The sequence below is a fragment of the Dermacoccus sp. BD5 genome (assembly GCF_044878485.1).
Taxonomy (GTDB): Bacteria; Actinomycetota; Actinomycetes; order Actinomycetales; family Dermatophilaceae; genus Dermacoccus; species Dermacoccus nishinomiyaensis.
In genome coordinates, this window is the sequence record NZ_JANJER010000009.1 from 1 (window position 1) to 23171 (window position 23171).

A 23171-nucleotide genomic window follows, 5' to 3' on the forward strand; every position below is an offset into this window, starting at 1 on the left:
CCGACACGTTGGCCGAGCACGGCGTTGCGCCTTCCGTTGGGACAGTGGGCGATTCGTACGATAACGCCTTGGCTGAGACGGTGAACGGCTTGTACAAGGCCGAGCTGATCTACTCACGCACGACGTGGCCGTCGACGTCGGCGGTTGAGTTGGCGACGTTGGAGTGGGTCAGCTGGTGGAACCGTCAACGCCTGCACGAAGCCCTCGGCTACCGCACCCCAGTCGAGGTCGAAGCGGCTTACGATCAATCCCACACGAGCACCCTCGTCACCACATAAGCGCGGAACGAAACCCAGGGCGCTTCAAGGTCCTCGGCTGGGCCTCATCCCACGATGTCTTCACCGATAGCCTGAACACCATCAATGGTGCGTTGACCGGTTGAATCCGCCGTTGTTTCTGCACCACTCAGGCTGGGGTGGCTCTGCATATGGTTATGCCCCGGTCAGGGGGCAGCAGAACGACGTGCAAAACCTCGCGGCGCCGAACGTCAGTGTCGACAACCGGTCCGAGACAGCCACCAAGGGTGCCCGGGCTCACACAGGCGCCCAACGCTTCAGTGTCAACTCAGCCCTCGACCACGAGCGAAGCGTCGACCTCGGTCGGCAGGCCACCCTCGGGCAGCTTCGACGGCGCGACGATGCGCACGATCTCGTCGAGCACGCGCCGCACGTACTTCTCCCCCACCCACAGGTGCTTCGCGCCATCGACGCCGATGACGTCAGCCTGCGGAATGGCCGCGAACCGCTCGCGCGCCTCGTCGGGGCGCAGGTTGTCATCCAGTTCGGGCACGAGCGCCGTCACCGGCTTGCGCGATTCGGCCCACGCCGCCAGGTGCTCGGGCTGCGACCACCGCAGCGGCGGCGACAGCAGGATCGCGCCTTCGATCGACGGATCGAGCCCGTGCATGAGTGTCAGATCCGTGCCGAAGCTCCACCCCACCAGCCAACGATTGGTCAGCGCCGGCGACTCGTGGAACTCAGCGAACTCGATGGCGGCGGCGACGTCGAAACGCTCGCCGTCAGCCGAGTCGAACGTACCCTCCGACGTCCCGCGCGGCGACGACGTGCCACGCGTGTTGAACCGCAGCACCGCGATGTCCGCGAGCGCCGGCAGCCGGTTGGCGGCCTTCTTGTAGACATGGCTGTCCATGAAACCGCCGTGCGTCGGCAGCGGATGCAGCGTGACGAGCGTGGCCACCGGGTCTCGCTCGAGCGGCAGCGCCAACTCACCGACGAGCGTCAACCCGTCGGCGGTGTGCAGTTCGACGTTCTGACGGCGCGCAGCGAGCACCGTGTTCGAGCGAATCTCCTGCAGGCTCAACGCCCCTCCTCGACGATCACGACGAAACCCGGACTCCGTCGTCCGCCCTCGACCCTATGCGACCGCGAGCGCACAGTCACCGCCACGAACCCTGCGGCGGACGGCGATCTCGCGCTCGCCAGCAACTCGTGTGCCAGTGACGACGATCCGTCACGTCACCCAGCCGATCATTCGGCCACACGACGACGTGCGGCAGCGATGACGCCAACTGCTGCTGACACCCCGGGCACGTGTAGATCTTGCCGTCGGCGTTGCCGCGCAGGACCCGCACCGTCCACTGGCCGCCCGCGTAGGTCTGCACCGTGTCGACAGGACGAAACGCACGGCTCACGTCGCCGCGCGTCTCGTCCTGCGCTCTGTTGTTGCGCCGTGGCATCAGCCTCGGAAGGACCGCTCCGCGAGCAGGTGCTCCGTCAGCAGCGGCGACGGCACGAGGTGCGTCTCCCCCGCCTCGAAGTACATCTCCGACAGCACACCGGAGACGTCGTCGTAGCCGGCCTCGTCAAGCAACTCGAATGGGCCCTTCGGGTAACCGCAGCCGGCCTTCATCGCCGTGTCGATGTCCTCGACGCTCGCGTAGCCCGAGTCCAACATCTTCACCGCGTCGTTGAGGTGTGGGTAGAGCAGCGCGTCGACGACGAGGCCCGCGCGGTCCTTGCCGACGACCGGCGTCCAACCCGCAGCCGCGGCGAACGAGCGAACGGCCTCGACCGCGTCGTCCGCGATGGCGACGCTGCGGCCGATCTCGAGCACCTGGCCGGCGCGCTGCTTCTCACGCAGGACGACGGGAACGACGCGCGCATCGAGCGACGGCTCACCGGTCGCGGCCTCCGACGCCGCGCCCTCACCGAGCGTGGCGATGACGCCGCCGTCACCGATCGCGTCGCGCACGGCGCGCATGAGCGGCTTCTCCTCGATCTGCAGCGCATGCTCGGAGACGTCGCCCTCGACATGACCGCACGAGCACTCGTCACCACAGGCGCACGAGCCGCCGCAGCACCCGTCATCCTCGACGCCGCCGTCGACGGCGAAGACGAACGTGACGTCCTCGAGCGCCGACGCCTCGTCAGCCGCCGTGACCCGCACGAGCTCGAGGCCCGCTGACGACATCTCCTCGGCGAGCGAGTCGACGAGCTCACCCTCGCCGACGAGACCGACACGACCACTGTGCGCCTTGCTCTCACCGGGCGTGCGCTCGTCGGCGACGAGGGTGCCCGAACCGGCCGCCTCGTACGTGTAGAAGCCCTTGCCACTCTTGCGACCGAGGTAGCCGGCCGCCACCATCTGACGCAGCAGCGGCGGCGACGCGACGCTCGGGTCATGTGTCGCGTCGTACAGCACGCCGCAGACCTCGTGGACGACGTCGAGGCCGATGAGGTCGCACAGCGTCAGCGGGCCCATCGGGAAGCCGACACCGGCCGCCATCGCAGCATCGAGGTCCTCACGGGAGGCGAGACCCGTCTCGTACGCGCGGATCGAACGCGCGAGATAGGCGATGAGCAGCGCGTTCGCGACGAAGCCCGCACGGTCGCCGACGACGACCGGCTTCTTGCCCAGGCGGACGGCGAGTTCGCGGACGTCCTCGACGAGCTTCACGTCGGTCAGCAGCGAGTGGATGACCTCGACGAGCGGCAGCACCGGCGCCGGGTTGAAGAAGTGCATGCCGATGACGCGCGACGGCTCCTTCGTCGACTTCGCGATCTCGGTGATCGACAGCGACGACGTGTTCGTCGCGAGCACGCAGTCGTCACGAACGATGTCGTCGAGCGTCGTGAAGATCGACGTCTTGATCTCGAGCAGCTCCGGCACCGCCTCGATGACGAGGTCGGCGTCCTTCATCGCGGCGAGGTCGTCGCCGAACGCGACACGGCCGACGATCTCGTCACGCTCACTCTCGGAGAGCTTGCCCTTGCTCACGGCACGCCCGAGGGACTTCGTGAGGAACCCCTTGCCGCGCTCGGCGAGCTCCGCCGAACCGTCGACGGCGATGACGCTGAGCCCCGCCTTGGCGAAGACTTCGACGATGCCAGCACCCATCGTGCCGAGCCCGATGACACCCACTGTGTTGATCATGCGCCCAGTCTTTCAGATGCGACGACCAACCGCTCGTGGGACGATCTACCGCGTGATGACCTCATGATCTTCGGATTGCTCGGCGCCCTCGTCGCCGCCCTCGCCTACGGCGGAGCGACGATCGTCCAGGCGATCGGCGTGGCGCGCATGAGGGAGGCGCCCGACGGCGCCGACCTCATCACCCGTGCGCGCTTCGGCTGGCTGTACGGCGTCGGCCTCGCGCTCGACGGTGTGGCCTTCCTCGCCTCGAGCGGCGCCCTGCGCACCCTGCCACTGTTCCTCGTGCAGTCGGTCATCGCCGGGTCGGTCGCGGTGACGGCCGTGCTCGCCGTCGTCGTCCTGCACGCCAAGCTGACGCGACGCGAGATCATGGCGCTCGTCGGAGTCGGCGTCGGTCTCGTCATGCTCGCCGTCTGCGCCAAGGAGGGTCACGCCACCGGGGTGCCGACCTGGCTGGCCCCCGCCGCGCTCGTGGTCGCGGCCCTCCTCGTGCCGTTCGGGTACGCGGCGTATCGCGCCCGCAACAGCGCGCTTCTCGCCGTCACCGCGGGGCTCGGATTCGCAGGTATCGCGATCGGCGCGCGCATCCTGCCGTGGGACGGCAACGTCCTGCACACGATCGCGAGCTGGCCGTTCTGGGTGCTCATCGCCCACGGCATCATCGCGATGACCGCCTACGGCTTCGCCCTCGACGCGGGAGAGGCGACGTCCGTCGCCGCCATCACCTTCGCCATCGAGACGGTGGTGCCCGCTGCCATCGGCCTCGCCCTGCTCGGTGACGCCGTGCGCGGCGGCACGTGGCCGCTGGCCATCGCGGGGTTCGTCGTCACGCTCGGCAGCTGCTTCGTCCTGGCCGGGCAGTCGGAGCCCGACGCGTAAGGTTGTCCGGTGCGAATCGTGATTGCCGAATGCAGCGTCGACTACGAGGGACGCCTGCAGGCCCATCTCCCCCTCGCCAAGCGCCTGCTCATGGTCAAGGCCGACGGCTCGGTGCTCGTCCACTCCGACGGCGGCTCCTACAAGCCGCTCAACTGGATGGCGCCGCCGTGCACGATGGCCGAGGTCGAACCCGAGGACGTCGAGGTCGCCGACGGTGTGACGAGCGTGTGGCTCGTGCAGCACGGCAAGTCGGACGACCGGCTGCGCATCCGGTTGCACACCGTCCATCACGACTCGGCCCATGACCTCGGCGTCGACCCGGGCCTCGTCAAGGACGGCGTCGAGGCGCAGCTGCAGAAGCTGCTCGCACAGCACATCGAGACCCTCGGTGAGGGCTACACGTTGATGCGGCGCGAATACATGACGGCGATCGGGCCGGTCGACATCATGTGCAAGGACTCGGGCGGAGCCACCGTCGCCGTCGAACTCAAGCGCCACGGCACGATCGACGGAGTCGAGCAACTGACGCGCTACCTCGAACTACTCAACCGCGACCCGCACATCGCCCCCGTCAGCGGCGTCTTCGCCGCCCAGACGATCAAACCGCAGGCCCGCACGCTCGCAGAGGATCGCGGCATCCGCTGCGTCGTGCTCGACTACGACGCGCTCAAGGGCATCGACGACTCCGAGCGCCGGCTGTTCTGATCCGCCTCGACGTTCTGGGTGCTCAGGTCGCGAGGCCGGGCGCACGCGTGCGTCGTGCCTTCGCCACGCGTCAGGCCGTGCGCGTCAGGCCGTGCGCGCCAGCGGGACGTAGCCGCAGGCGCCGGAGACGTTCATGACACGGTCGAGCCGGGTACCCGCGAGCAAACGGCACAGACGCGGCGAGGCATCGGCGACGACGAGGCGACGCCCCCGACGCTCGGCTCGGTGATGGGCGCCGACGATGACGCCCAGCCCGGCCGCATCCCACACCTGCGCCTTGGCCAGGTGGACGACGAGGTCACCGTCCCCGCCTGTCAGTGCGGTGTGCAATGCCGTGCGGACGCGGTCGCTCGTGCGTGCGCTGACGGGGCCGTTGATGATGATCTCCCGCCCGGGGACGGGCTGGTCAATGACCAGATGCGCACCCGTCGCGAGTGTCTCGGAGCGCGACGCGTGCGTGCGCCTCGTCGTCTCGGCCATGATCGTCCCCCTCGTCACTCGCCCGTGCGGGCCGAGCTGTTCGTGGACGGCCGGCGCGTCGCGCGCCCCACCCGGCGTGGAGGCGTCGCCTCCGGCGGGTGCCGTCATTGGTAAAGACGCACGGCGCCGGGTGAACGTTCGCCGCACCGCGTAACGAAGTGGTCACGGTCTGAACGCCTCCCATCGGGCGTACGTGAAACAGTGGGGGCATGGTGGTTCTCAGTACGATCTACACCCGCACCGGTGACGACGGGAGCACGGGCCTCGGCGACTTCAGCCGGACGTCGAAGAACGACCCGCGCCTCGTCGCCTACGCCGACGCGGACGAGGCCGGCGCCGCGCTCGGCCTCGCGCTCACGTGTGCCCCCGATCTGCCTGAGCGGCTGCGCCCAATGCTCCTGCGCATCCAGAACGACCTGTTCGACGTCGGCGCCGACCTGTCGACACCCCTCGTGACACAGCCCGCGCACCCTCCCCTGCGCGTCCAGCAGGAGTGGATCGACGAACTCGAGACCGCCTGCGACGAGTTCGGTGCCGACCTGCCGACGCTGCGTTCCTTCGTCCTCGCCGGCGGCACTCAGGCGGCGGCCTACCTCCACCTCGCGCGGACGGTCGTGCGGCGCGCCGAGCGTGCCTGCTGGGCGGCCATCGACGCCCACGGGAGCGAGAGCGCCGAGCCCGACGACGAGCGTCCCGGCGGCGTCAACCCGCTGACGGCCAAGTACCTGAACCGGCTCTCGGACGCCCTGTTCGTGTTCGCGCGCTACGCCAACGCCCAAGGCCCCGGCGACGTGTTGTGGCAGCCCGGCGGGGGGCGCTGAGCCCCAGCCCGCTCTAGACGTGGGATGCGGCCGACAGGGCGGCCATGGGAAGGAGGCGCGCTCTCCGTGCCAAACCCGACCATCGCGGCGGTCGAGGCCGCGAAAGCAATGCCGCTGGGCGGGGCGTCGACCGTCAGAGACGCCGGACGGGGGTCTCAGACCAGGGCGTCCGCGTGCAATCCGGGCGGTGCGGACTCGCTCCACGAGCGCATCGCGGTGTAGTCACCGGGCGCCATGGCGATGGTGAAGGCCTCTACACCGCAGCGCACGTCGACGCTCACCGCGTCACCCGACAGGGCCGCCGGGCGGTCACCATCCGCGAGCTGAGCGCGCGAACCGAGGAAGAAGTCGCCGCGCGCCCACGTGCGCCGCGGCGACATCGTCATCGAGCGGAACGAGAACCACTCGAGACGATCGTGGCGGTACCGCACCATCCCGGTGCGCCACGACGCGCCGGGGTAGCGAACCGCCATGACGGCGAGGTTGCCGTCGCGGCCGATGGCGCGCGTGCGCAGCACCATCGCCGCCAGAGCCAGCAAGACCACGATGACGGCCAGCGCGAGAGTGATCTCGCCGGCCGTCATCGCTGAATCCATGGTTCGAAACCGCCTCAGACCCCGGCCATCTCGACGTGCTGAGCGACGACCGTCACCACGTCCTTGTCGACGGAGAGGAATCCGCCGTCGATCTTGACCGTACGGCGCTCGCCCTGCGCGGGCACGACGACGACATCGCCCTCGACGAGGACGGACAGGATCGGCTGGTGACCGGGCAGGATGCCGATCTCACCTTCGGTGGTCCGTGCGATCAGGCGGCTCGCCTCGCCCTCCCAGACCTCACGGTCGGCAGCGACGAACTTGACGTTCAGGGTGCTCATGCGGGCTTCCTCTTCGAGTCGGTGATTTCCCCCATGATAGCGGGCGAATCGGGCCGGGGCGCGCGGCCCACCCGGTGGGTATGCACGCCCGTGCGACAGGGGTCGTCAGCGACGCCCGTCCGCTCGCGCGTCGGCGTCTGCGTCGGCCGACGCGCCCGCGACGGACGCACCTTCGTGCGGCAGCGGCGCGAGCGGATCGGCGAGCGCCCCCGAAACCCGCGCCCCGGCGCGCATGAGGTGGAACACGACGACCGCCGCGAACGTACCGAGGGCGATGCCGGCAAAGGCGACGTCACCGATCGTCCACGTGTAGTCGGCGATGCCGACGATGAGCGCGACCGCAGCCGTCATGAGGTTGACGGGGTTGGCGAAGTCGACGCGGTTCTCCATCCAGATGCGCACGCCGAGCATGCCGATCATGCCGTAGAGGACCGTCGCCGCTCCCCCGAGGACGCCGGGCGGGATCGTCGAGATGATCGCGCCGAACTTCGGCAGGAACGACAGCCCGATCGCCGTGATGGCCGCGACCCAGTAGGCCGCCGTCGAATACACCTTCGTCGCCGCCATGACGCCGATGTTCTCGGCATACGTCGTCGTGCCCGAGCCGCCACCGAAGCCGGCGAGCGTCGTGGCGAGGCCGTCACCGAGCAGCGCACGCCCCGAGACGTCGTCGAGGTTGCGGTCCGTCATCTGCGCGACCGACTTCACGTGGCCGATGTTCTCCGCGATCAGCACGAGCACGACCGGCACGAACAGCCCGACGACCGACCACGAGAACGACGGCGACGCGAAGTGCGGCAGTCCGATCCAGGCGGCGGAATCCACGGCGTCGAAGTCGACCTCACCGCGCAGGCACGCGACGAGATACCCGGTGAGCACACCGATGAGGATGCTGAGGCGCCCGAGCAGCCCCTTCGCGAGCACCGTCACCGCGAGGATGACGACCAGGGTGACGAGCGCCGTCACAGGCGCCTTCATGAAGTTGCCCTTGGCCGCAGGCGCGAGGTTGAGGCCGATGAGCGCGACGATCGTGCCCGTGACGACCGGCGGCATGAGCGCACGTAACCAGCCGTCGCCGGCGACCTGGACGACGAGCCCGACGAGCGCCAGAGCCAGGCCCGCCATGACGACGCCGCCCAGCGCCGTCGCCATGTCGTGCGCCTTCGTCGCGGCCGTCAGCGGCGCGATGAACGCGAACGACGAGCCGAGGTAGCTCGGCACGCGCCCCGCCGTCAGCAGCAGGAAGACGACCGTGCCGACGCCGGAGAAGAACAGCGTCGTCGACGGCGGGAAGCCCGTCAACAGCGGCACGAGGAACGTCGCACCGAACATCGCGACGACGTGCTGCATGCCGATGCCGATCGTCTTCGGCCACGCCAAGCGCTCGTCCGGCGCGACGACGGCGTCACCGCGCGTGAGGTCGTCCTCACGCACCCGCCACTTCAGACCCAGATCCATCCCTGCTCCTCATTCCTGCGCGCCGCGACTCAACGACGCGCCCTGCTCACGATGCACGACGAAGGGCCGGGGGTCGAAAACCCCCAGCCCTTCGTCGTTCTCACTCGCCGCCTCGGGTCATCCCCGCCGCGGCGCGCGAATCAGTCCTGCTTGGCCAGCTCCGCGGCCTGACGCTCGACGTCGTCGAGGCCACCACACATGAAGAAGGCCTGCTCGGGGACGTGGTCGTAGTCGCCGTCCGCGATCTTCGTGAAGGCCTCGATCGAGTCCTGCAGCGACACCGTCGAACCCTCGATGCCGGTGAACTGCTTGGCGACGTAGGTGTTCTGCGACAGGAAGCGCTGGATACGGCGAGCGCGGTTGACGAGGATCTTGTCCTCTTCGGAGAGCTCGTCGATACCGAGGATCGCGATGATGTCCTGCAGTTCCTTGTTGCGCTGCAGGATCGACTTGATGCGAACCGCCGTCTCGTAGTGCTCCTTCGAGATGTAACGCGGGTCGAGGATGCGCGACGTCGACGTCAGCGGGTCCACGGCCGGGTAGATACCCATCGACGCGATGTCACGCGAGAGCTCGGTCGTCGCATCGAGGTGCGCGAACGTCGTCGCCGGGGCCGGGTCGGTGTAGTCGTCGGCCGGCACGTAGATGGCCTGCATCGACGTGATCGAGTGACCACGCGTCGAGGTGATGCGCTCCTGGAGCACACCCATCTCGTCAGCCAGCGTCGGCTGGTAACCCACGGCGGACGGCATGCGGCCGAGCAGCGTGGAGACCTCGGAACCGGCCTGCGTGAAGCGGAAGATGTTGTCGATGAACAGCAACACGTCCTGCTTCTGCACGTCGCGGAAGTACTCCGCCATCGTCAGCGCCGACAGGGCGACGCGAAGACGCGTTCCCGGCGGCTCGTCCATCTGGCCGAACACGAGCGCGGTCTGGCCGAGGACGCCGGCCTCTTCCATCTCGACCATGAGGTCGTTGCCCTCACGGGTGCGCTCACCGACACCGGCGAACACGGACACACCACCGTGGTTGCGAGCGACTCGAGCGATCATCTCCTGGATCAGAACGGTCTTGCCGACACCGGCACCACCGAACAGACCGATCTTTCCGCCCTGGACGTACGGGGTCAGCAGGTCGATGACCTTGATGCCCGTCTCGAACATCGTCGTCTTGGACTCGAGCTGGTCGAACGCGGGCGCCGTGCGGTGGATGCCCCAGCGCTCGTTGACCTCGAGCTTCTCGCCCTCCTCGAGGTCGAGGCAGTCACCCGTCGCGTTGAAGACGTGACCGAGGGTGACGTCGCCGACCGGCACGGAGATCGGCCCGCCGGAGTCGCGCACCTCGGAGCCGCGGACGATGCCGTCCGTCGGCTGCAGCGAGATGGCGCGAACCATCGAGTCACCGATGTGCTGGGCGACCTCGAGGTTGATGTTCTTCTTCTCGCCGTTGAGCGAGACCTCGAGCGTCAGAAGGTTGTAGACCTCCGGCATCGTGTCGGCCGAGAACTCGACGTCGACGACCGGGCCGATGACGCGCGAGACGCGGCCCACGCCGCCCGCGGCCGGGGCCGCGGTTGCGCTTTCGTTGATGGTGGCAGTCATGAGGATTCCTTTACGTGAAGGCGGTCAGCTGGCATCGGCGAGGGCGCTGGCGCCACCCACGATCTCGCTGATCTCTTGCGTAATCTCGGCCTGACGGGCCTGGTTGGCCAGTCGGGTGTAGGTCTTGATGAGTTCGGTCGCGTTGTCCGTGGCGGACTTCATCGCGCGCTGGCGGGCAGCGAGCTCGGAAGCGGCCGACTGCAGGAGCGCGTTGAAGATGCGAGCCGTGACGTACTTCGGCAGCAGCGCATCGAGCACGCCCTCGGCGTTCGGCTCGAAGTCGTAGAGCGGAAGCGGTCCGTCGGGCTTGCCGTCGCCGTCGAGGTCGAGCTGACCCTCGGCCACCTCGAGCGGCAGCAGACGGATGACGCGGGCCTGCTGGGTCACCATCGACTGGAACTCGGTGTAGACGACGTGCAGTTCGTCGACCCCGCCACCCTCGGCACCGGCGTGGAAGTCGGCGGTCAGACGCTCACCGATCTCCTCGGCGTTCTCGAACTTGGGGCTGTCGGTGAAGCCGGTCCACTCTGCCTCGTACTCGCGACGGCGGAACTTGTAGTAGCTCACGCCCTTGCGGCCGACGAGGTAGGGGACGACCTCCTTGCCCTCGTGCTCGAGCTTGGTGATGAGCTGCTGGGCTTCCTTCATCGCGTTGACCGAGTACGAGCCGGCGAGGCCGCGGTCAGCCGTGACGATGAGGACGCCGGCGCGCTTGACGTTCTCGCGCTCCGTCGTCAGTGCGTGGTCGATGTCCGACGTGGAGGACGCGACCGAGGAGACGGCTCGGGTCAGGGCCACGGCGTAGGGCGTCGACTTCGCGACGGCCTCGCGCGCCTTGACCACGCGCGAGGCAGCGATGAGCTCCATCGCGCGCGTGATCTTCTTGGTCGCTTGGACGGACCGGATGCGCTGGCGGTAGACCCGCTGCTGCGCTCCCATAGCTTTCCGCCTCTCTGTACTGGTGCTGGCTTGGGTGGTGGTGTCGACCTGGCGGCCGACCTCGGCGGGTGCTCGTCACACCCGCCGAGGTGCGATCACGAAGATCACGGCTTGTGCTTGGTGATCTTCTCCTGGTTGATGTGGTCCGCAGCGATCTCGTCGAACTGCTCGGAACCCTCACCACCGTGGTCGGACGACGCCTGGAACTGCTTGCGGAAGTCGTCCATCGCACCGGCGAAGACGTCCTTGCCGTCGTCGGCCAGCTTGCCGCTCTCGCGGATCGCCATCATGAACTCGCCGTGGTTGCGGTGCATGTACTCGAGCCACTCGGCCTCGAAGCGCTGCACGTCCTCGGTCTTGACGTCGTCGAACTTGCCCGTCGTACCGGCCCACAGCGACGCGACCTGGTCCTCGACCGGGTACGGGCTGTTCTGCGGCTGCTTGAACATCTCCATGAGACGCTCACCGCGAGCGAGCTGACGGCGCGACGCGGCGTCGAGGTCGGAGGCGAACATCGCGAACGCCTGCATCTCGCGGAACTGCGCGAGGTCGACCTTGATCGAACCGGTGACGGCCTTCATGGCCTTCGTCATGGCCGCACCACCGACACGCGACACGGAGATACCCACGTCGACAGCCGGGCGCTGGTTGGCGTTGAACAGGTCGGCCTGGAGGAAGATCTGGCCGTCCGTGATCGAGATGACGTTCGTCGGGATGTAGGCCGAGACGTCGCCGGCCTTCGTCTCGATGATCGGCAGACCCGTCATCGAACCGGCGCCCAGGTCGTCCGACAGCTTCGCGCAACGCTCGAGCAGACGCGAGTGCAGGTAGAACACGTCACCCGGGTAGGCCTCGCGGCCCGGCGGACGGCGCAGCAGTAGCGACATGGCGCGGTAGGCCTCAGCCTGCTTGCTCAGGTCGTCGAACACGATGAGGACGTGCTTGCCCTGGTACATCCAGTGCTGGCCGATGGCCGAACCGGTGAACGGAGCGAGGTACTTGAAGCCCGCCGCGTCACCCGCCGGAGCGTTGACGATCGTCGTGTACTCCATCGCGCCGGCCTCTTCGAGCGTGGCGCGGACCTCGGCGACAGTCGAGTTCTTCTGACCGACGGCGACGTAGATGCAGCGAACCTGCTTCGACGGGTCGCCCGTCTCCCAGTTCTGCTTCTGGTTGATGATCGTGTCGGTGGCGATCGTCGTCTTGCCCGTCTTGCGGTCACCGATGATCAGCTGACGCTGACCGCGACCGACCGGCGTCATGGCGTCGATCGCCTTGATGCCCGTCATGAGCGGCTCGTGGACCGACTTGCGCTGGACGACGGTGGGCGCCTGCAGCTCGAGGGCGCGACGGCCTTCGGCCTCGATGTCGCCCAGGCCGTCGATCGGCTGGCCGAGCGGATTGACGACGCGGCCCATGAACGCGTCACCGACGGGAACCGAGAGGACCTCGCCCGTGCGCTTGACGCTCTGGCCTTCTTCGATGCCGCCGAACTCACCCAGGATGACGACGCCGATCTCGTGGACGTCGAGGTTCTGGGCGATACCGAGCGTGCCGTCTTCGAACTGAAGCAGCTCGTTGGTCATGGCCGAGGGAAGACCCTCGACGTGTGCGATGCCGTCAGCGGCATCGACGACGCGGCCGACCTCTTCACGGGAGGCCGCGCCGGGCTCGTAGGACTGAACGTAACCGTTCAGTGCATCCCGGATCTCCTCCGGACGGATCGAAAGCTCCGTCATCATCACTCCTTGTCATGGGCCCGCATCGGGCGCCGTGCTTCTTGGCTCAGGGCCGCGGATGCGGCAGTTCTTTGGGCGTCGATCAGCCGGACAGGTGCGCGCGGGCCTCGTCGAGGCGACGCGCGATCGTTCCGTCGATGACGTCGTCACCGACAGCCACCTTGATGCCGCCGACGACCGAGGGGTCGATGACGACGTTCGTCTGCACGGGCTTGCCGTACATCTTCGTCAGAGCCGCGCGCAGCCGCTCGTTCTGCTCCGGGGTCAGCTCGACCGCGCTCGTGACGATCGCGCTCGACTGGCCGCGGCGCCCGGCCACGCCCTCGAGGAACTCCTCGATGGCCCGGTCGAAACGGCGCCCACGGGGGGAGCCTGCGGCGCGAGTGGCGAGCAGCGCCGTCTCGGGGGCGACCTTGCCCTCGAGCAGACGAGCGACGAGCCCAGCCTTGTCCGCACCGCTGCGAGAGCGGTCGGACAGGGCATCGCTGAGGCCTGCGTCGGAGGCGACGGTCCGCTCGAAGCGGAACAGCTCGTTCTCGAAAGCATCCGCGCGACCGGCCTTCTCCGCCGAAGCGGTGGCGGCCTCGACCGCAAGACGCTCCAGAGCGTCACTGAGGTCGCGCTCGCTCGACCAGCGTTCACCGGCGACAGCCGTCACGACCGCCATCGCGTCGTAGCCAATCTTGCCGCTGAACAGACGCTGGACAAGGCCACGCTTGGCCTCGCTCTCGCGCGACGGGTCACCCAGCGCGCGACGCAGCGTCGCGTTGGAATCGATGACGTCGACGACCGCGAAGAGCTCACGAGCCGTGTTCATCGGGTCACCGGGGCCGGACAGGGTGCCGTTGAGCACCTGCCGGGCCGCGGAGAGAGCCGTCCTCGACGAACCCTGCATCAGGCTTCGACCCGCCTGCTGCCCGCGCTCGAGGCGGCGGCCTCGGAGCCGGCGGTGGCGGACTCGGGACGGACCTTGCCCACCTCGAGCTCGGCGAGGAACCGGTCGACGATGCCCTTCTGACGGGCTTCGTCGTGCAGCGACTCACCGACGATGCGGCTGGCGAGCTCGGTGGACAGGCCACCGACCTCGCTGCGCAGCTGGACAAAGGCCTGCTGACGCTCGGCCGCGATCTGCTTCGTCGCGTTCTCGGTGATGCGGGCGGCTTCGGCGCCGGCCTGCTCACGGCTCTCCGCGATGATGGCCGCACCCTGGGCGCGGGCGTCCTCGCGGATCTTGGCCGCCTCAGCACGCGCGTCGGCGAGCTGCGACTCGTACTGCTGCTTCGCGGCGGCGGCCTCCTTCTGGGCCTCCTCCGCCTTGGCGATGCCGCCCTCGATGGACGCCGTACGCTCCGCGTACATGCGCTCCATGTTCGGAACGACCTTCGTCTTGTACAGCCAGTACAGGATCGCGAAGGCGATGAGCCCGATGATCATCTCGGCGGGGTGCGGGAGCAGCGGCAGCTTCTCCGGCCAACCTGCACCTTCAGATGCGAGGAACACCTTGGCTTCCTATCTGTTGGGGGGACTGGTCAGTTCGAGGAAAGAGCTCAGCCCTTGAAGACGAACGCGAAGACCAGACCAAGGATGGCGAGGGCCTCGGTGAGGGCCATGCCGGTGAAGGCGATGGTCTGCAGCATGTTGCGAGCCTCGGGCTGACGCGCCACACCGTTGATGTAGGCGGCGAAGATCAGACCGATACCGATGCCGGGGCCGATCGCAGCGAGGCCGTAGCCGAGGAACGCGAGGTTACCGATGTTGCCGGTCATGTGCTTTTCCTTTCGAGTGGCACCGGGACCTGTTCCCGGTGTCGCTGAGGTTCAGAAGGGGTACAGAGTGCCGATCAGTGGTGATCGGAGACCGCGTCTGCGATGTACAGGGCGGCAAGCATGGTGAAGATGAAGGCCTGCAGGAACTCGATGAGCAGCTCGAAGAAGGTCATCACGATGGCAGCCGCGAACGAGAGGACGCCGGCTCCGTTGAGGCCGATGTTGCCGCCGTGCAGGAGGAGGTACTCACCGCCGACGATGAACACGAGGAGCATGAGGTGTCCGGCCATCATGTTGCCGAAGAGTCGCAGCGCGAGCGTCAGCGGGCGGATGATGAAGTAGGTGAGGAACTCGAGCACGAACATGATCGGCTTGAGCCACCCCGGCAGGCCCGGGGGGATGAGCGAGCCCATGTACTTGCCGAAGCCACCCTTCGCCTTGACCGCCGCGACGTGGTACGTGATGTACACGATGACCGTGAGGACGATCGGGAACGCGATGCGACCCGTGCTCGGGTACTGGATGAAGGGGATGATGCCGGCCACGTTGTTGAACAGGATCAGCGTGAAGCAGGTCAGCAGCAGCGGCAGAAAGCGCAGAAAGTCCTTCGAGCCGATGATGTCGCGGCCGATCGTGTTGCGCACGAAGCCGTAGACGCCCTCGGCCATGAACTGGCGCTTGCTGGGCACGACCGAGAGCTTCTTGCCTGTCACGGTGACGAAGAACCAGCCGATGAGCAGGGCCGACACGAGGAAGACCACGGCGGGGCGCGTGATGGCCCAGTTGCTGTCGCCACCGATCAGGGGCCACCAGAAATCGCTCGTGCCCGGGGACTTGAACGACTCCCCGTCGGCAACCAGGGCAGCGCCCGCGATGAAGCTCACAAATTCTCCTCAGTCAGCATCCAGCAAAAAAGTTCAGTGTGTCTGTTGCAGTGGCACCGCCCCTGCCCTCTCGGGCTGGTCGGCGGCTCGAGGTGCACGCCGGAGACACTGCGTATCCTACCCGACGCTGTGCCGCGGTTCACTGGGAGCCGCCGCTCGTCGTCGCAGCGCCTGACGCGTCCGGGTCGTAGACGTACTGCCGCGTCCGCATGAACGAGCGCACCTGGAAGATCTGCCAGGCCACGACCACGATGGCGACGGTGATGCCCGTTGCAGGCCCGTCGAGGGATTCGACCTTCGTCGCGAGGACGAGGACGACGCCGAGCACGATCACCTGGGCGAAGAAGACCGCCATCGCCGCAGCCATGATGGCGACCGGGCTGAGCGTGCGCAGCGTACGAAGGACGAGCAGACCGCTCGCGAAGAAGGCGAGGGCGAGAACCGTGCCGAACAGTGACGACACTCCCCCGGCCACGCCGTTGAGCACCGCGAACACGACCGCGCAGACGACGCCCACTGCGGCACTCGGCACGAGCGAATCCCGCAGCATCGCAGCGAACGGCGACACGTTGGTCACCGGGTGCGAGGTGGAGGCGGAGTCCATGGAGGAAGGGCTCACAATCTGCGTTGGCGCGGGGATCACGTCGTCGGGTTCGGGCTCGTCACCAGGGTGAATCCATCACCTGAACCTGCTTGTGAAAACTATCACAAGGCCTTGCGGCGTCGCCAACGGGGCAGCCCCCACGTCAGCGCGAAGGCGAGGACCGTCAGCCCCGTGAGGGCGGCGAGCGAGCGCTCGACGGGCCAGTACGCCATCGAGACGAGGCCGAGGGCGATGCCGATCGACCACAGGTAGAGGATGAGCACGGCCGCGCGGTGCGTGTGCCCGATCTTCAGCATGCGGTGGTGCAGGTGGCGACCGTCCGCCTCCCACGGTTTCTGCCCGGAGCGCAGGCGACGCACGATGGCCGCGGCGAAATCCCACAGCGGCACCGCGAGGATCGCGAGGGGCACGAGCAGCGGGAGCAGGAACGCGACGGAGGCGTCACCCGAACCGGAGACGGCCGCCGGGTCGAGGTTGCCGGCGAACGAGATCGTGGCGGCCGCGATGAGCGTGCCGAGGAGCAACGAGCCGGCGTCCCCCATGAACAACCGCGCCGGATGAAAGTTGTGCGGCAGGAAGCCGACGCAGACACCCACCGTCGCCGCCGCGATGAAGGCTGACGTCGTGAACACCGACTTGTCGCCCCACTGCACGGCCTGTTGGTAGGCGTAGACGAAGAACGAGAACGAGGCGATGCCCACCATGCCGGCTGCGAGACCGTCGAGACCGTCAACCCAGTTCACGGCGTTGACGATGACGAGAATGACGAGCACCGACAGCACGACGAGCACCGGCGTCGGCAGGACGGTCTGCTCCCCCAGCGGCAGGAAGAGGAACTGCACGCCCGAGACGACGAGGACGCAGGCCGCGAGCGCCTGACCACCGAACTTGATGGCCCAGTTGAGCTCGGCGAAGTCGTCCCACGCGCCGAGCCCGCACATCATGGCCGCGGCGATCGTCGTGCCGATGGCTTCGCGACTGTCGAACACGTGCGACAGGTACGGCAGCCGCGAGGCGACACCGACGGCCGCGAGGAAGCCGACGAACAGCGCCACTCCCCCGAGCCGCGGGATCGGCAGGGCGTGCACGTCACGCGCACGCACCTGCGTCACCGCCCCGAAGCGAACTGCCGCCCACCGTGCGAGCGGCGTCATCACGAACGTGACGATCGCAGCGACGACGCTGATGAGGACGTACTCACGCACGGCAGGCGGTCAGATTTCAGCGGGGGTAGGCGGGGAAACGCGTGACGAGATCGGTGACCTGCTCGCGGATCTCCTGCGCGACGGGGTGCTCGGGCGTGCCGTCCGTCTCGGTGACGGCGCGGTGGATGACGTCGGCGATGACGTCCATCTCGGCAAGGCCCATGCCCTGCGTCGTGACGGACGGGGTGCCGACGCGGATGCCCGAGGCGATGTTCGGCTTCTGCGGGTCGAACGGGATCGCGTTCTTGTTGAGCGTGATGCCCGCGACGTCGCAGCGCAGTTCGGCGTCGGCGCCGGTGACGTCGACGTCACGCAGATCGAGCAGCGACAGGTGCGTGTCGGTGCCGCCCGTCGTCGGACGGATGCCCTTGGCCTTGAGCCCCTCGGCGAGACGCTGCGAGTTGGCGATGACGTCCTTCGCGTACTGCTGGTACTCGGGCGTCGCGCACTCCTTGAAGTTCACGGCCTTCGCCGCGATCGTGTGCATCTGCGGGCCACCCTGCATCATCGGGAAGACGGCCTTGTCGATCGCCTTCGCGTGCTCTTCCTTGCAGACGATGGCGCCCGAGCGGGGGCCGCGCAGCACCTTGTGCGTCGTGAACGAGACGACGTCCGCGTGCGGCACCGGCGACGGGATCGCCTTGCCGGCGACAAGACCGATGAAGTGAGCCGCGTCGACCCAGAAGATCGCGCCGACCTCGTCGGCGATGGCGCGGAAGCGCTCGAAGTCGATGAGACGCGGGATGGCGGAGCCGCCCGCGAGGATGACCTTCGGCTTGTGCTCCTTGGCGAGACGCTCGACCTCGTCGTAGTCGATGTCCTCCGTCTCGGGGTCGACGCCGTAGCCGACGGCGTTGAACCACTTGCCCGAGAAGGACACCTTCGTGCCGTGCGTGAGGTGACCGCCCATGGGCAGGCTCATCGCGAGGATCGTGTCACCGGGGTTCATGAACGCGCCGTACACGGCCTGGTTCGCCGAGGCACCCGAGTGGGGCTGGACGTTGGCGTGCTCGGCGTCGAACAGCGCCTTCGCACGCTCGATGGCGATCGTCTCGGCCTTGTCGACCTCGGCGCAGCCACCGTAGTAGCGACGGCCGGGGTACCCCTCGGCGTACTTGTTGCTCAGCGTCGAACCGAGCGCGGTGAGGACGGCCGGGCTGGACATGTTCTCACTCGCGATGAGCTGCAGGCCGCCGCGCAGGCGGTCGAGCTCGGAGATGAGGACACCGGCGATGTCGGGGTCGAAGGATTCGAGGGCGGCGTAGTCGGAGCCGTAGAACGGGGTCGTCATGCTCGCCACCTTAGTGGTTCTGCTCGCCCGGGCGGCCAGGAAGCTCCACGCTCGTCACGCTCTCGGGCTCGAACGGCGGTTCCGCTCCGATGCCGCCGAGCGGGATGGCCTGGGTCGCCTCGCCCGCCCGCGCCTGAGCTCCCATGGCCTCGAGGCGCTGACGTTCGACCGTGCGCTCGTCGTCGGTCGACTCGGGCGCGGGGTTCGAGGCCGACTCGTGCTGCTGCGGGTTGTCCGTTTCCGGGGCATCCTGGGGTGTCTCGGACAGCGGCGCACCCGTCGAGTCGAGCAGGTCGATGGGCCCGAGCACCTCACGCAGCTGTGCCGGAGTGATCGTGCCGCGGCGCAGCATGACGGGGTCGGGCTTGGTGCAGTCGAGGATCGTGCTGGGCAACCCGTCGTCGCACGTGCCCCCGTCGAGATAGACCTCGACCGCCGGGCCGAACGCGAAACCGGCCTCCGTGATCGTCGTGACCGGCGGCTGGCCCGTGCGGTTCGCCGAGCTGACCGCGAGCGGCCCCGTCGTCTGCAGCAGTTCGAGCGCGATCTCGTGATCGGGCATGCGCAACCCGACCGTGCCGTTCGTGTCACCCAGATCCCACATGAGCGACGGCTGCGCACGGAAGATCAACGTCAGCCCGCCCGGCCAGAAACGCTCCATGAGGCGACGCGCGTAGGAGGGCACGTTCATCGCGAGGCCCTCGACCGTCGCCGGGTTCGGCACGAGGACGGCCGGCGGCTTGTCGCGCCCACGCCCCTTCGCCGCGAGCAGCGCCGCGACGCCGTCAGGGTTGAAGGGGTCGGCGCCGACGCCGTACACCGTATCGGTGGGCAGGACGACGAGTTTGCCCTCGCCGACGGCAGCGTGCGCCGCCTCGATGGCGGGGTCGCGCTCATCCGAACCGGAAACGTCGAAAACGGGGCTCACGCCACTCTCCTAGAAGTCGAAACCACCCATGTCGCCCCCGAAGTCTCCCCCACCGAAGTCGCCCCCGTCGAACCCGCCGAAGTCGCTGCCCCCGGCGAAGTCCTGGCCGCTGTCGAATCCGCCACCGTCGGCAACGTCGTTTCCGCCGCCGTCGCCCCCACCGTCCTGGTAGCCATCCTGATATGCGTCCTGCATGTCGTGGGAATCGAAGTCGTTGCCCCAGTCGTCGAACATCGCGTCGGCGATGGCTGTGCCGACGAAGGCGCCGGCGACGCTCGTGAGCAGCATCGAGCCCATGCCCATGCCGCCCATGCCCATCCCCATGCCGCCGCGACCGAAGCCGCCGCCCATGCCGTAGCCACCGAACGAGCTCTGGAGGAACCCGGGCTGACGCATCTCGGCCCGAGTCGCAGCCCGCGCCAGCGCCTGCGGGTCTGCGCTCTGCGGAGCGTCCTGCGGGCTGTCGGTCGCGAGACGCGTGAGCACCTGCTGACGCTGCTCCGGCGTCAACTTGGCGAACGCCTCGGCGTGCGCCTTCTCGATCTCCTCCGGCGGCGCCGTCTTGAGCATGTACTCGTAGCGAGCGATGGCGCGCTCGTCCTCGGTCATCGACGCGCCCGGCGTCTGACGAGGCGCGCTCGACGCCTGCCGCGGGTAGCCCTGCTGGGCATACCCCTGCTGCTGGTTGCCCTGCGCCGGATACGCGGACTGCCCGTATCCCTGCTGCTGACCGAAGCCCGGCTGGGCTCCCCCACGGCCGAAGAGACGATCGAAGATCCCCATGGTGCGTTCCTCACGTCCGAGGCCGCCCAGCACGCTGCGAGCGGCGCGATTCGGCTCCCAGTCTATGCCCGGGTCCGTGGCGGACACACGTCCTCGCCGCCGGCCGGCGAGGCCGCACCAGCGCGCTGACGCGGCGTCCTCGCCCAACATCGTGACGGTGGCCGAGACGCAGGGGGGCGGTGCGAGACTGGCATCAGAAGAGGCGCAGGCCCCTGACGCCGACCTCGCAGTGTGTGCCTCAGCGGTGGCCGAGGGCGACGGGGACGGTCGACTCCTCGACGTCGTCCAGTGCGATGGTGTCGTCGGGCTGCAGTTCGTCGACAGACGTGGCGCTACCCGCTGTCGCGTCCGGCGTCGCCCGGGCGCTGACGAGGGTCGCGAGCTCGCGCGGCCACACTCGTTCGCTCGTCGTCTCGAGGTCCTGAACCGACCACCAGTGCCAGCGGCCCATCGTCACCTGCTCCTCGGGCGTCAGCGCCCCCGGGTCGGGCTCGAAGCGTGTCGCGCGCACGGCGTAGAAGACGTCGTCCTGACGCACGACCGAATCGGAGTACCCGTGGACGACGCGGCGCCGCGCGATCGGCCCGACGAAGGCATCGGCCTCGACCTGCAAACCGGTCTCCTCGAACAACTCACGCACCGCGGCGTCGCGTTCGCTCTCTCCGGGGTCGATGCCGCCACCCGGGGTCGACCACCACGCCGCGGGCGGGGTGAGGCCCTGGTCGGAATCCTCGTAGAGGAGCACGTCGCCGGCGTGGTCGAGCACGAGCAGCCTGACGGTCGCGCGGCGCCTCACCGGGCGTTCTGCGGGGCTTGTGGGCACCTCGAAGCGCGAACCGCCCTCACGGCGGGCCAGCGTCATGCGGGGCTTGCCGGCGAGGTCGGCCTCGTCCCGCGCCCACTCGAAACCACGCCGATCGAGCAGCGCCTCGGGCAGGGATTCACCCTGGGCGTCTGCGTGCTCCATGACGAGCAGACCGCCGGGCTTCAGCAGGTGCGCGGCGCGTTCGGCGATCTCGAGCGGAAAGCGAAGGCCGTCCTCGCTACCGCCGTACAGCGCGATCTCAGGGTCGTGCTCAGCGACCTCGGGGTCGATCGGCACCATGCCGGTGGGCACGTACGGCGGGTTGCTCACGACGACGTCGAAACTGCCCTCAAGTTCAGGTAGAGCCTGGCGCGCATCCTCAACGCTCAAGTTGACAGTGAGGCCACTCTGCTTGCAGTTCAACGCTGCCCACGCCGCCGCTTCTTCGGAGAGTTCGACGGCGTAGACCTCGAGGTCGGGACGCTCGGCCTTGATCGCCAGGGCGATGGCGCCCGATCCGGTACACAGATCGACGATGCGCCCCCCGTGCGGGGCCGCCTCGAGGGCGGCATCCACGAGCATCTCCGTCTCGGGGCGCGGCACGAACACGCCAGGGCCGACACGCAACTCCAGGCTGCGGAAAGGCGCCCGCCCCGTCAGGTGCTGCAGCGGAACACGCCGTGCGCGCTCGTCGACGAACGCCTCGAAGCGGGCAATGTCCCCGTCGCTGAGCTCGTGGCCGAGCACCTCGCGACGGCGCACCTCGCCCAGCTCGCACCCGAGAACATGGGCGAGCAGCAGCGCCGCATCACGATCCGCGGATTCGATGCCGGCGTCCGCGAGCCGCGCCGCAGCAGGACGCAGCGTCGCGCGCAACGCCGTCACGCCCCCGACTCCCCCACTGCTGCGAGACGCGCCGCCTCGTCGGCGTCGAGCGCCGACTGGACGACGGCGTCGAGGTCACCGTCGAGCACCGCGTCGAGGTTGTACGACTTGTAGCCCGTGCGGTGATCTGCGATCCGGTTCTCGGGGAAGTTGTACGTGCGGATGCGCTCACTGCGGTCGACCGTGCGCACCTGCGACTTGCGCGCGGCCGAGGCCTCCGCTTCCTTGCGCTCGATCTCCATCTGACGCAGCCGCGCCTTGAGCACGCGCAGCGCGGACTCCTTGTTCTGCAGCTGCGACTTCTCGTTCTGGCAGCTGACGACGACACCCGTCGGCAGGTGGGTGATGCGCACGGCCGAGTCGGTCGTGTTGACACTCTGCCCACCCGGGCCGGAGCTGCGGTAGACGTCGATCTTGAGGTCGTTCGGGCCGAACTCGATCTCGTCGTCGTCCTCGTCGAGATCCGGCATGACGAGGACGCCCGCCGCGCTCGTGTGGATGCGGCCCTGACTCTCGGTGACGGGCACGCGCTGCACGCGGTGCACGCCGCCTTCGTACTTGAGGCGCGCCCACGGGGCCTCGCCCGGTTCGGGCAGCCCCTTCGCGCGGACCGTGATGCGGGCGTCCTTGTACCCGCCGAGGTCGGCGTCGGTCGCGTCGGCAATCTCGGCCTTCCAACCACGGCGTTCTGCGTAACGCAGGTACATGCGGACGAGGTCGCCGGCGAACAGTGCCGACTCGGCGCCGCCCTCGCCGGCCTTGACCTCGAGGACGACGTCGCGCTCATCGTCCTCGTCGCGCGGCAGCAGGAGCGTGCGCAGTTTGTCGGCGCTCGCCTCCAGATGGGTCTGCAACGCCGGCAGCTCCGCGGCGAACGCGGCGTCCTCGTCGGCCAGCTCTTCTGCCGCACCGAGGTCGTCCTGCGCGCTCTTCCAGGCGTGATAAGCGGCGACGGTCGGTGCGAGGGCCGCGTAACGCTTGTTGAGGCGGCGCATCAGCGTCGGGTCCGCATGCGTCGCCGGTTCGGCCAGCTGCTTCTCGAGATCGTCGTACTCGGCGACGATCGTGGCGGCGGAATCAAGCATGACGCTCCTCGCGGACTGAGGTGATGGGGGCGCAGCGCCGGCA

The 23171-nt window shown here is 68.4% G+C and carries 25 protein-coding genes; 4 read left to right on the forward strand and 21 right to left on the reverse strand.

All coding sequences use genetic code 11. From position 1 onward, the window contains the following. Positions 1-278, forward strand: a 278-nt coding sequence (locus tag NQ706_RS08175) for an integrase core domain-containing protein (protein ID WP_404360727.1), incomplete at its 5' end; no start/stop codon positions are given. A 286-nt stretch (positions 279-564) separates the two neighbouring features. On the opposite strand, the gene NQ706_RS08180 is transcribed toward NQ706_RS08175, so the two are convergent. From NQ706_RS08180 to NQ706_RS08190, 3 genes are all read right to left on the reverse strand, one after another. After that, positions 565-1320 carry an alpha/beta hydrolase gene (locus NQ706_RS08180; RefSeq protein ID WP_038567393.1) on the reverse strand — a complete coding sequence of 252 codons (756 nt, stop codon included), beginning with the start codon at positions 1318-1320 and terminating at the stop codon, positions 565-567. A 76-nt stretch (positions 1321-1396) separates the two neighbouring features. Beyond that, a complete protein-coding gene (locus tag NQ706_RS08185; RefSeq protein ID WP_235182013.1) occupies positions 1397-1651 on the reverse strand; it encodes a hypothetical protein in 255 nt (84 codons plus the stop codon). 44 nt (positions 1652-1695) lie between these two features. Further along, a complete protein-coding gene (locus NQ706_RS08190; protein WP_038567388.1) occupies positions 1696-3393 on the reverse strand; it encodes a 3-hydroxybutyryl-CoA dehydrogenase in 1698 nt (565 codons plus the stop codon). A gap of 63 nt (positions 3394-3456) precedes the next feature. On the opposite strand from NQ706_RS08190, the gene NQ706_RS08195 reads away from it, so the two are divergent. Then, positions 3457-4272: a hypothetical protein gene (locus tag NQ706_RS08195; protein ID WP_038567386.1), complete on the forward strand. Its 816-nt coding sequence runs from the start codon at positions 3457-3459 to the stop codon at positions 4270-4272. A 9-nt stretch (positions 4273-4281) separates the two neighbouring features. After that, complete coding sequence (gene nucS / locus NQ706_RS08200) at positions 4282-4977, forward strand: endonuclease NucS (RefSeq protein WP_038567383.1); 696 nt, start codon at positions 4282-4284, stop codon at positions 4975-4977. 84 nt (positions 4978-5061) lie between these two features. Here the strand turns inward: nucS and NQ706_RS08205 are convergent, their stop codons facing one another. Beyond that, on the reverse strand, positions 5062-5565 hold the full coding sequence (locus NQ706_RS08205) for an STAS domain-containing protein (protein ID WP_051805730.1): 504 nt from the start codon (positions 5563-5565) through the stop codon (positions 5062-5064). 101 nt (positions 5566-5666) lie between these two features. Between NQ706_RS08205 and NQ706_RS08210 the strand changes: the two genes are divergently transcribed. After that, the gene (locus NQ706_RS08210; RefSeq protein WP_038567380.1) at positions 5667-6278 is read left to right on the forward strand and encodes a cob(I)yrinic acid a,c-diamide adenosyltransferase; all 612 of its coding nucleotides are present in this window, start codon (positions 5667-5669) and stop codon (positions 6276-6278) included. A 155-nt stretch (positions 6279-6433) separates the two neighbouring features. Here NQ706_RS08210 and NQ706_RS08215 read toward each other — a convergent pair whose 3' ends face one another. From NQ706_RS08215 to prfA, 17 genes are all read right to left on the reverse strand, one after another. Then, positions 6434-6874, reverse strand: a complete 441-nt coding sequence (locus NQ706_RS08215) for a DUF2550 family protein (protein WP_038567378.1) — start codon at positions 6872-6874, stop codon at positions 6434-6436. A 14-nt stretch (positions 6875-6888) separates the two neighbouring features. Then, positions 6889-7155 (reverse strand): F0F1 ATP synthase subunit epsilon, encoded by a 267-nt coding sequence (locus NQ706_RS08220; RefSeq protein ID WP_006945873.1) that lies wholly within the window; start codon positions 7153-7155, stop codon positions 6889-6891. Positions 7156-7260: 105 nt separating this feature from the next. Next, on the reverse strand, positions 7261-8613 hold the full coding sequence (locus NQ706_RS08225; RefSeq protein WP_038567375.1) for a uracil-xanthine permease family protein: 1353 nt from the start codon (positions 8611-8613) through the stop codon (positions 7261-7263). A gap of 140 nt (positions 8614-8753) precedes the next feature. Then, positions 8754-10214 carry a F0F1 ATP synthase subunit beta gene (gene atpD / locus NQ706_RS08230; protein WP_006945923.1) on the reverse strand — a complete coding sequence of 487 codons (1461 nt, stop codon included), beginning with the start codon at positions 10212-10214 and terminating at the stop codon, positions 8754-8756. Positions 10215-10238: 24 nt separating this feature from the next. Next, positions 10239-11153: a F0F1 ATP synthase subunit gamma gene (locus NQ706_RS08235; protein ID WP_006946039.1), complete on the reverse strand. Its 915-nt coding sequence runs from the start codon at positions 11151-11153 to the stop codon at positions 10239-10241. A gap of 104 nt (positions 11154-11257) precedes the next feature. Next, entirely contained in the window at positions 11258-12892 is a 1635-nt protein-coding gene (gene atpA / locus NQ706_RS08240; RefSeq protein ID WP_038570542.1) for a F0F1 ATP synthase subunit alpha, read from the reverse strand. Between the two features lie 82 nt (positions 12893-12974). Then, a complete protein-coding gene (locus NQ706_RS08245) occupies positions 12975-13787 on the reverse strand; it encodes a F0F1 ATP synthase subunit delta (RefSeq protein WP_038567371.1) in 813 nt (270 codons plus the stop codon). Then, positions 13787-14392, reverse strand: coding sequence for a F0F1 ATP synthase subunit B (locus tag NQ706_RS08250; RefSeq protein ID WP_038567368.1), 606 nt, complete (start codon positions 14390-14392; stop codon positions 13787-13789). The genes NQ706_RS08245 and NQ706_RS08250 overlap by 1 nt, the downstream gene beginning before the upstream one ends. Before the next feature lie 47 nt (positions 14393-14439). Beyond that, a complete protein-coding gene (atpE, locus tag NQ706_RS08255) occupies positions 14440-14658 on the reverse strand; it encodes an ATP synthase F0 subunit C (RefSeq protein ID WP_006945976.1) in 219 nt (72 codons plus the stop codon). A 74-nt stretch (positions 14659-14732) separates the two neighbouring features. After that, positions 14733-15542, reverse strand: coding sequence for a F0F1 ATP synthase subunit A (gene atpB, locus NQ706_RS08260; protein ID WP_038567365.1), 810 nt, complete (start codon positions 15540-15542; stop codon positions 14733-14735). A gap of 139 nt (positions 15543-15681) precedes the next feature. Continuing rightward, entirely contained in the window at positions 15682-16146 is a 465-nt protein-coding gene (locus tag NQ706_RS08265; protein ID WP_051805727.1) for a hypothetical protein, read from the reverse strand. Positions 16147-16247: 101 nt separating this feature from the next. Continuing rightward, a complete protein-coding gene (locus NQ706_RS08270; RefSeq protein ID WP_006945880.1) occupies positions 16248-17351 on the reverse strand; it encodes an MraY family glycosyltransferase in 1104 nt (367 codons plus the stop codon). Between the two features lie 16 nt (positions 17352-17367). Beyond that, positions 17368-18642 carry a serine hydroxymethyltransferase gene (gene glyA, locus NQ706_RS08275; protein ID WP_038570538.1) on the reverse strand — a complete coding sequence of 425 codons (1275 nt, stop codon included), beginning with the start codon at positions 18640-18642 and terminating at the stop codon, positions 17368-17370. Between the two features lie 10 nt (positions 18643-18652). Beyond that, entirely contained in the window at positions 18653-19570 is a 918-nt protein-coding gene (locus NQ706_RS08280) for an L-threonylcarbamoyladenylate synthase (protein WP_038567363.1), read from the reverse strand. Between the two features lie 9 nt (positions 19571-19579). After that, the gene (locus NQ706_RS08285; protein WP_038570536.1) at positions 19580-20353 is read right to left on the reverse strand and encodes a hypothetical protein; all 774 of its coding nucleotides are present in this window, start codon (positions 20351-20353) and stop codon (positions 19580-19582) included. Positions 20354-20591: 238 nt separating this feature from the next. Continuing rightward, positions 20592-22043 (reverse strand): peptide chain release factor N(5)-glutamine methyltransferase, encoded by a 1452-nt coding sequence (prmC, locus tag NQ706_RS08290; RefSeq protein WP_200874243.1) that lies wholly within the window; start codon positions 22041-22043, stop codon positions 20592-20594. Further along, entirely contained in the window at positions 22040-23128 is a 1089-nt protein-coding gene (prfA, locus tag NQ706_RS08295) for a peptide chain release factor 1 (RefSeq protein WP_038567361.1), read from the reverse strand. Before prfA ends, prmC begins: the two co-directional genes overlap by 4 nt. Positions 23129-23171: the final 43 nt, after the last annotated feature.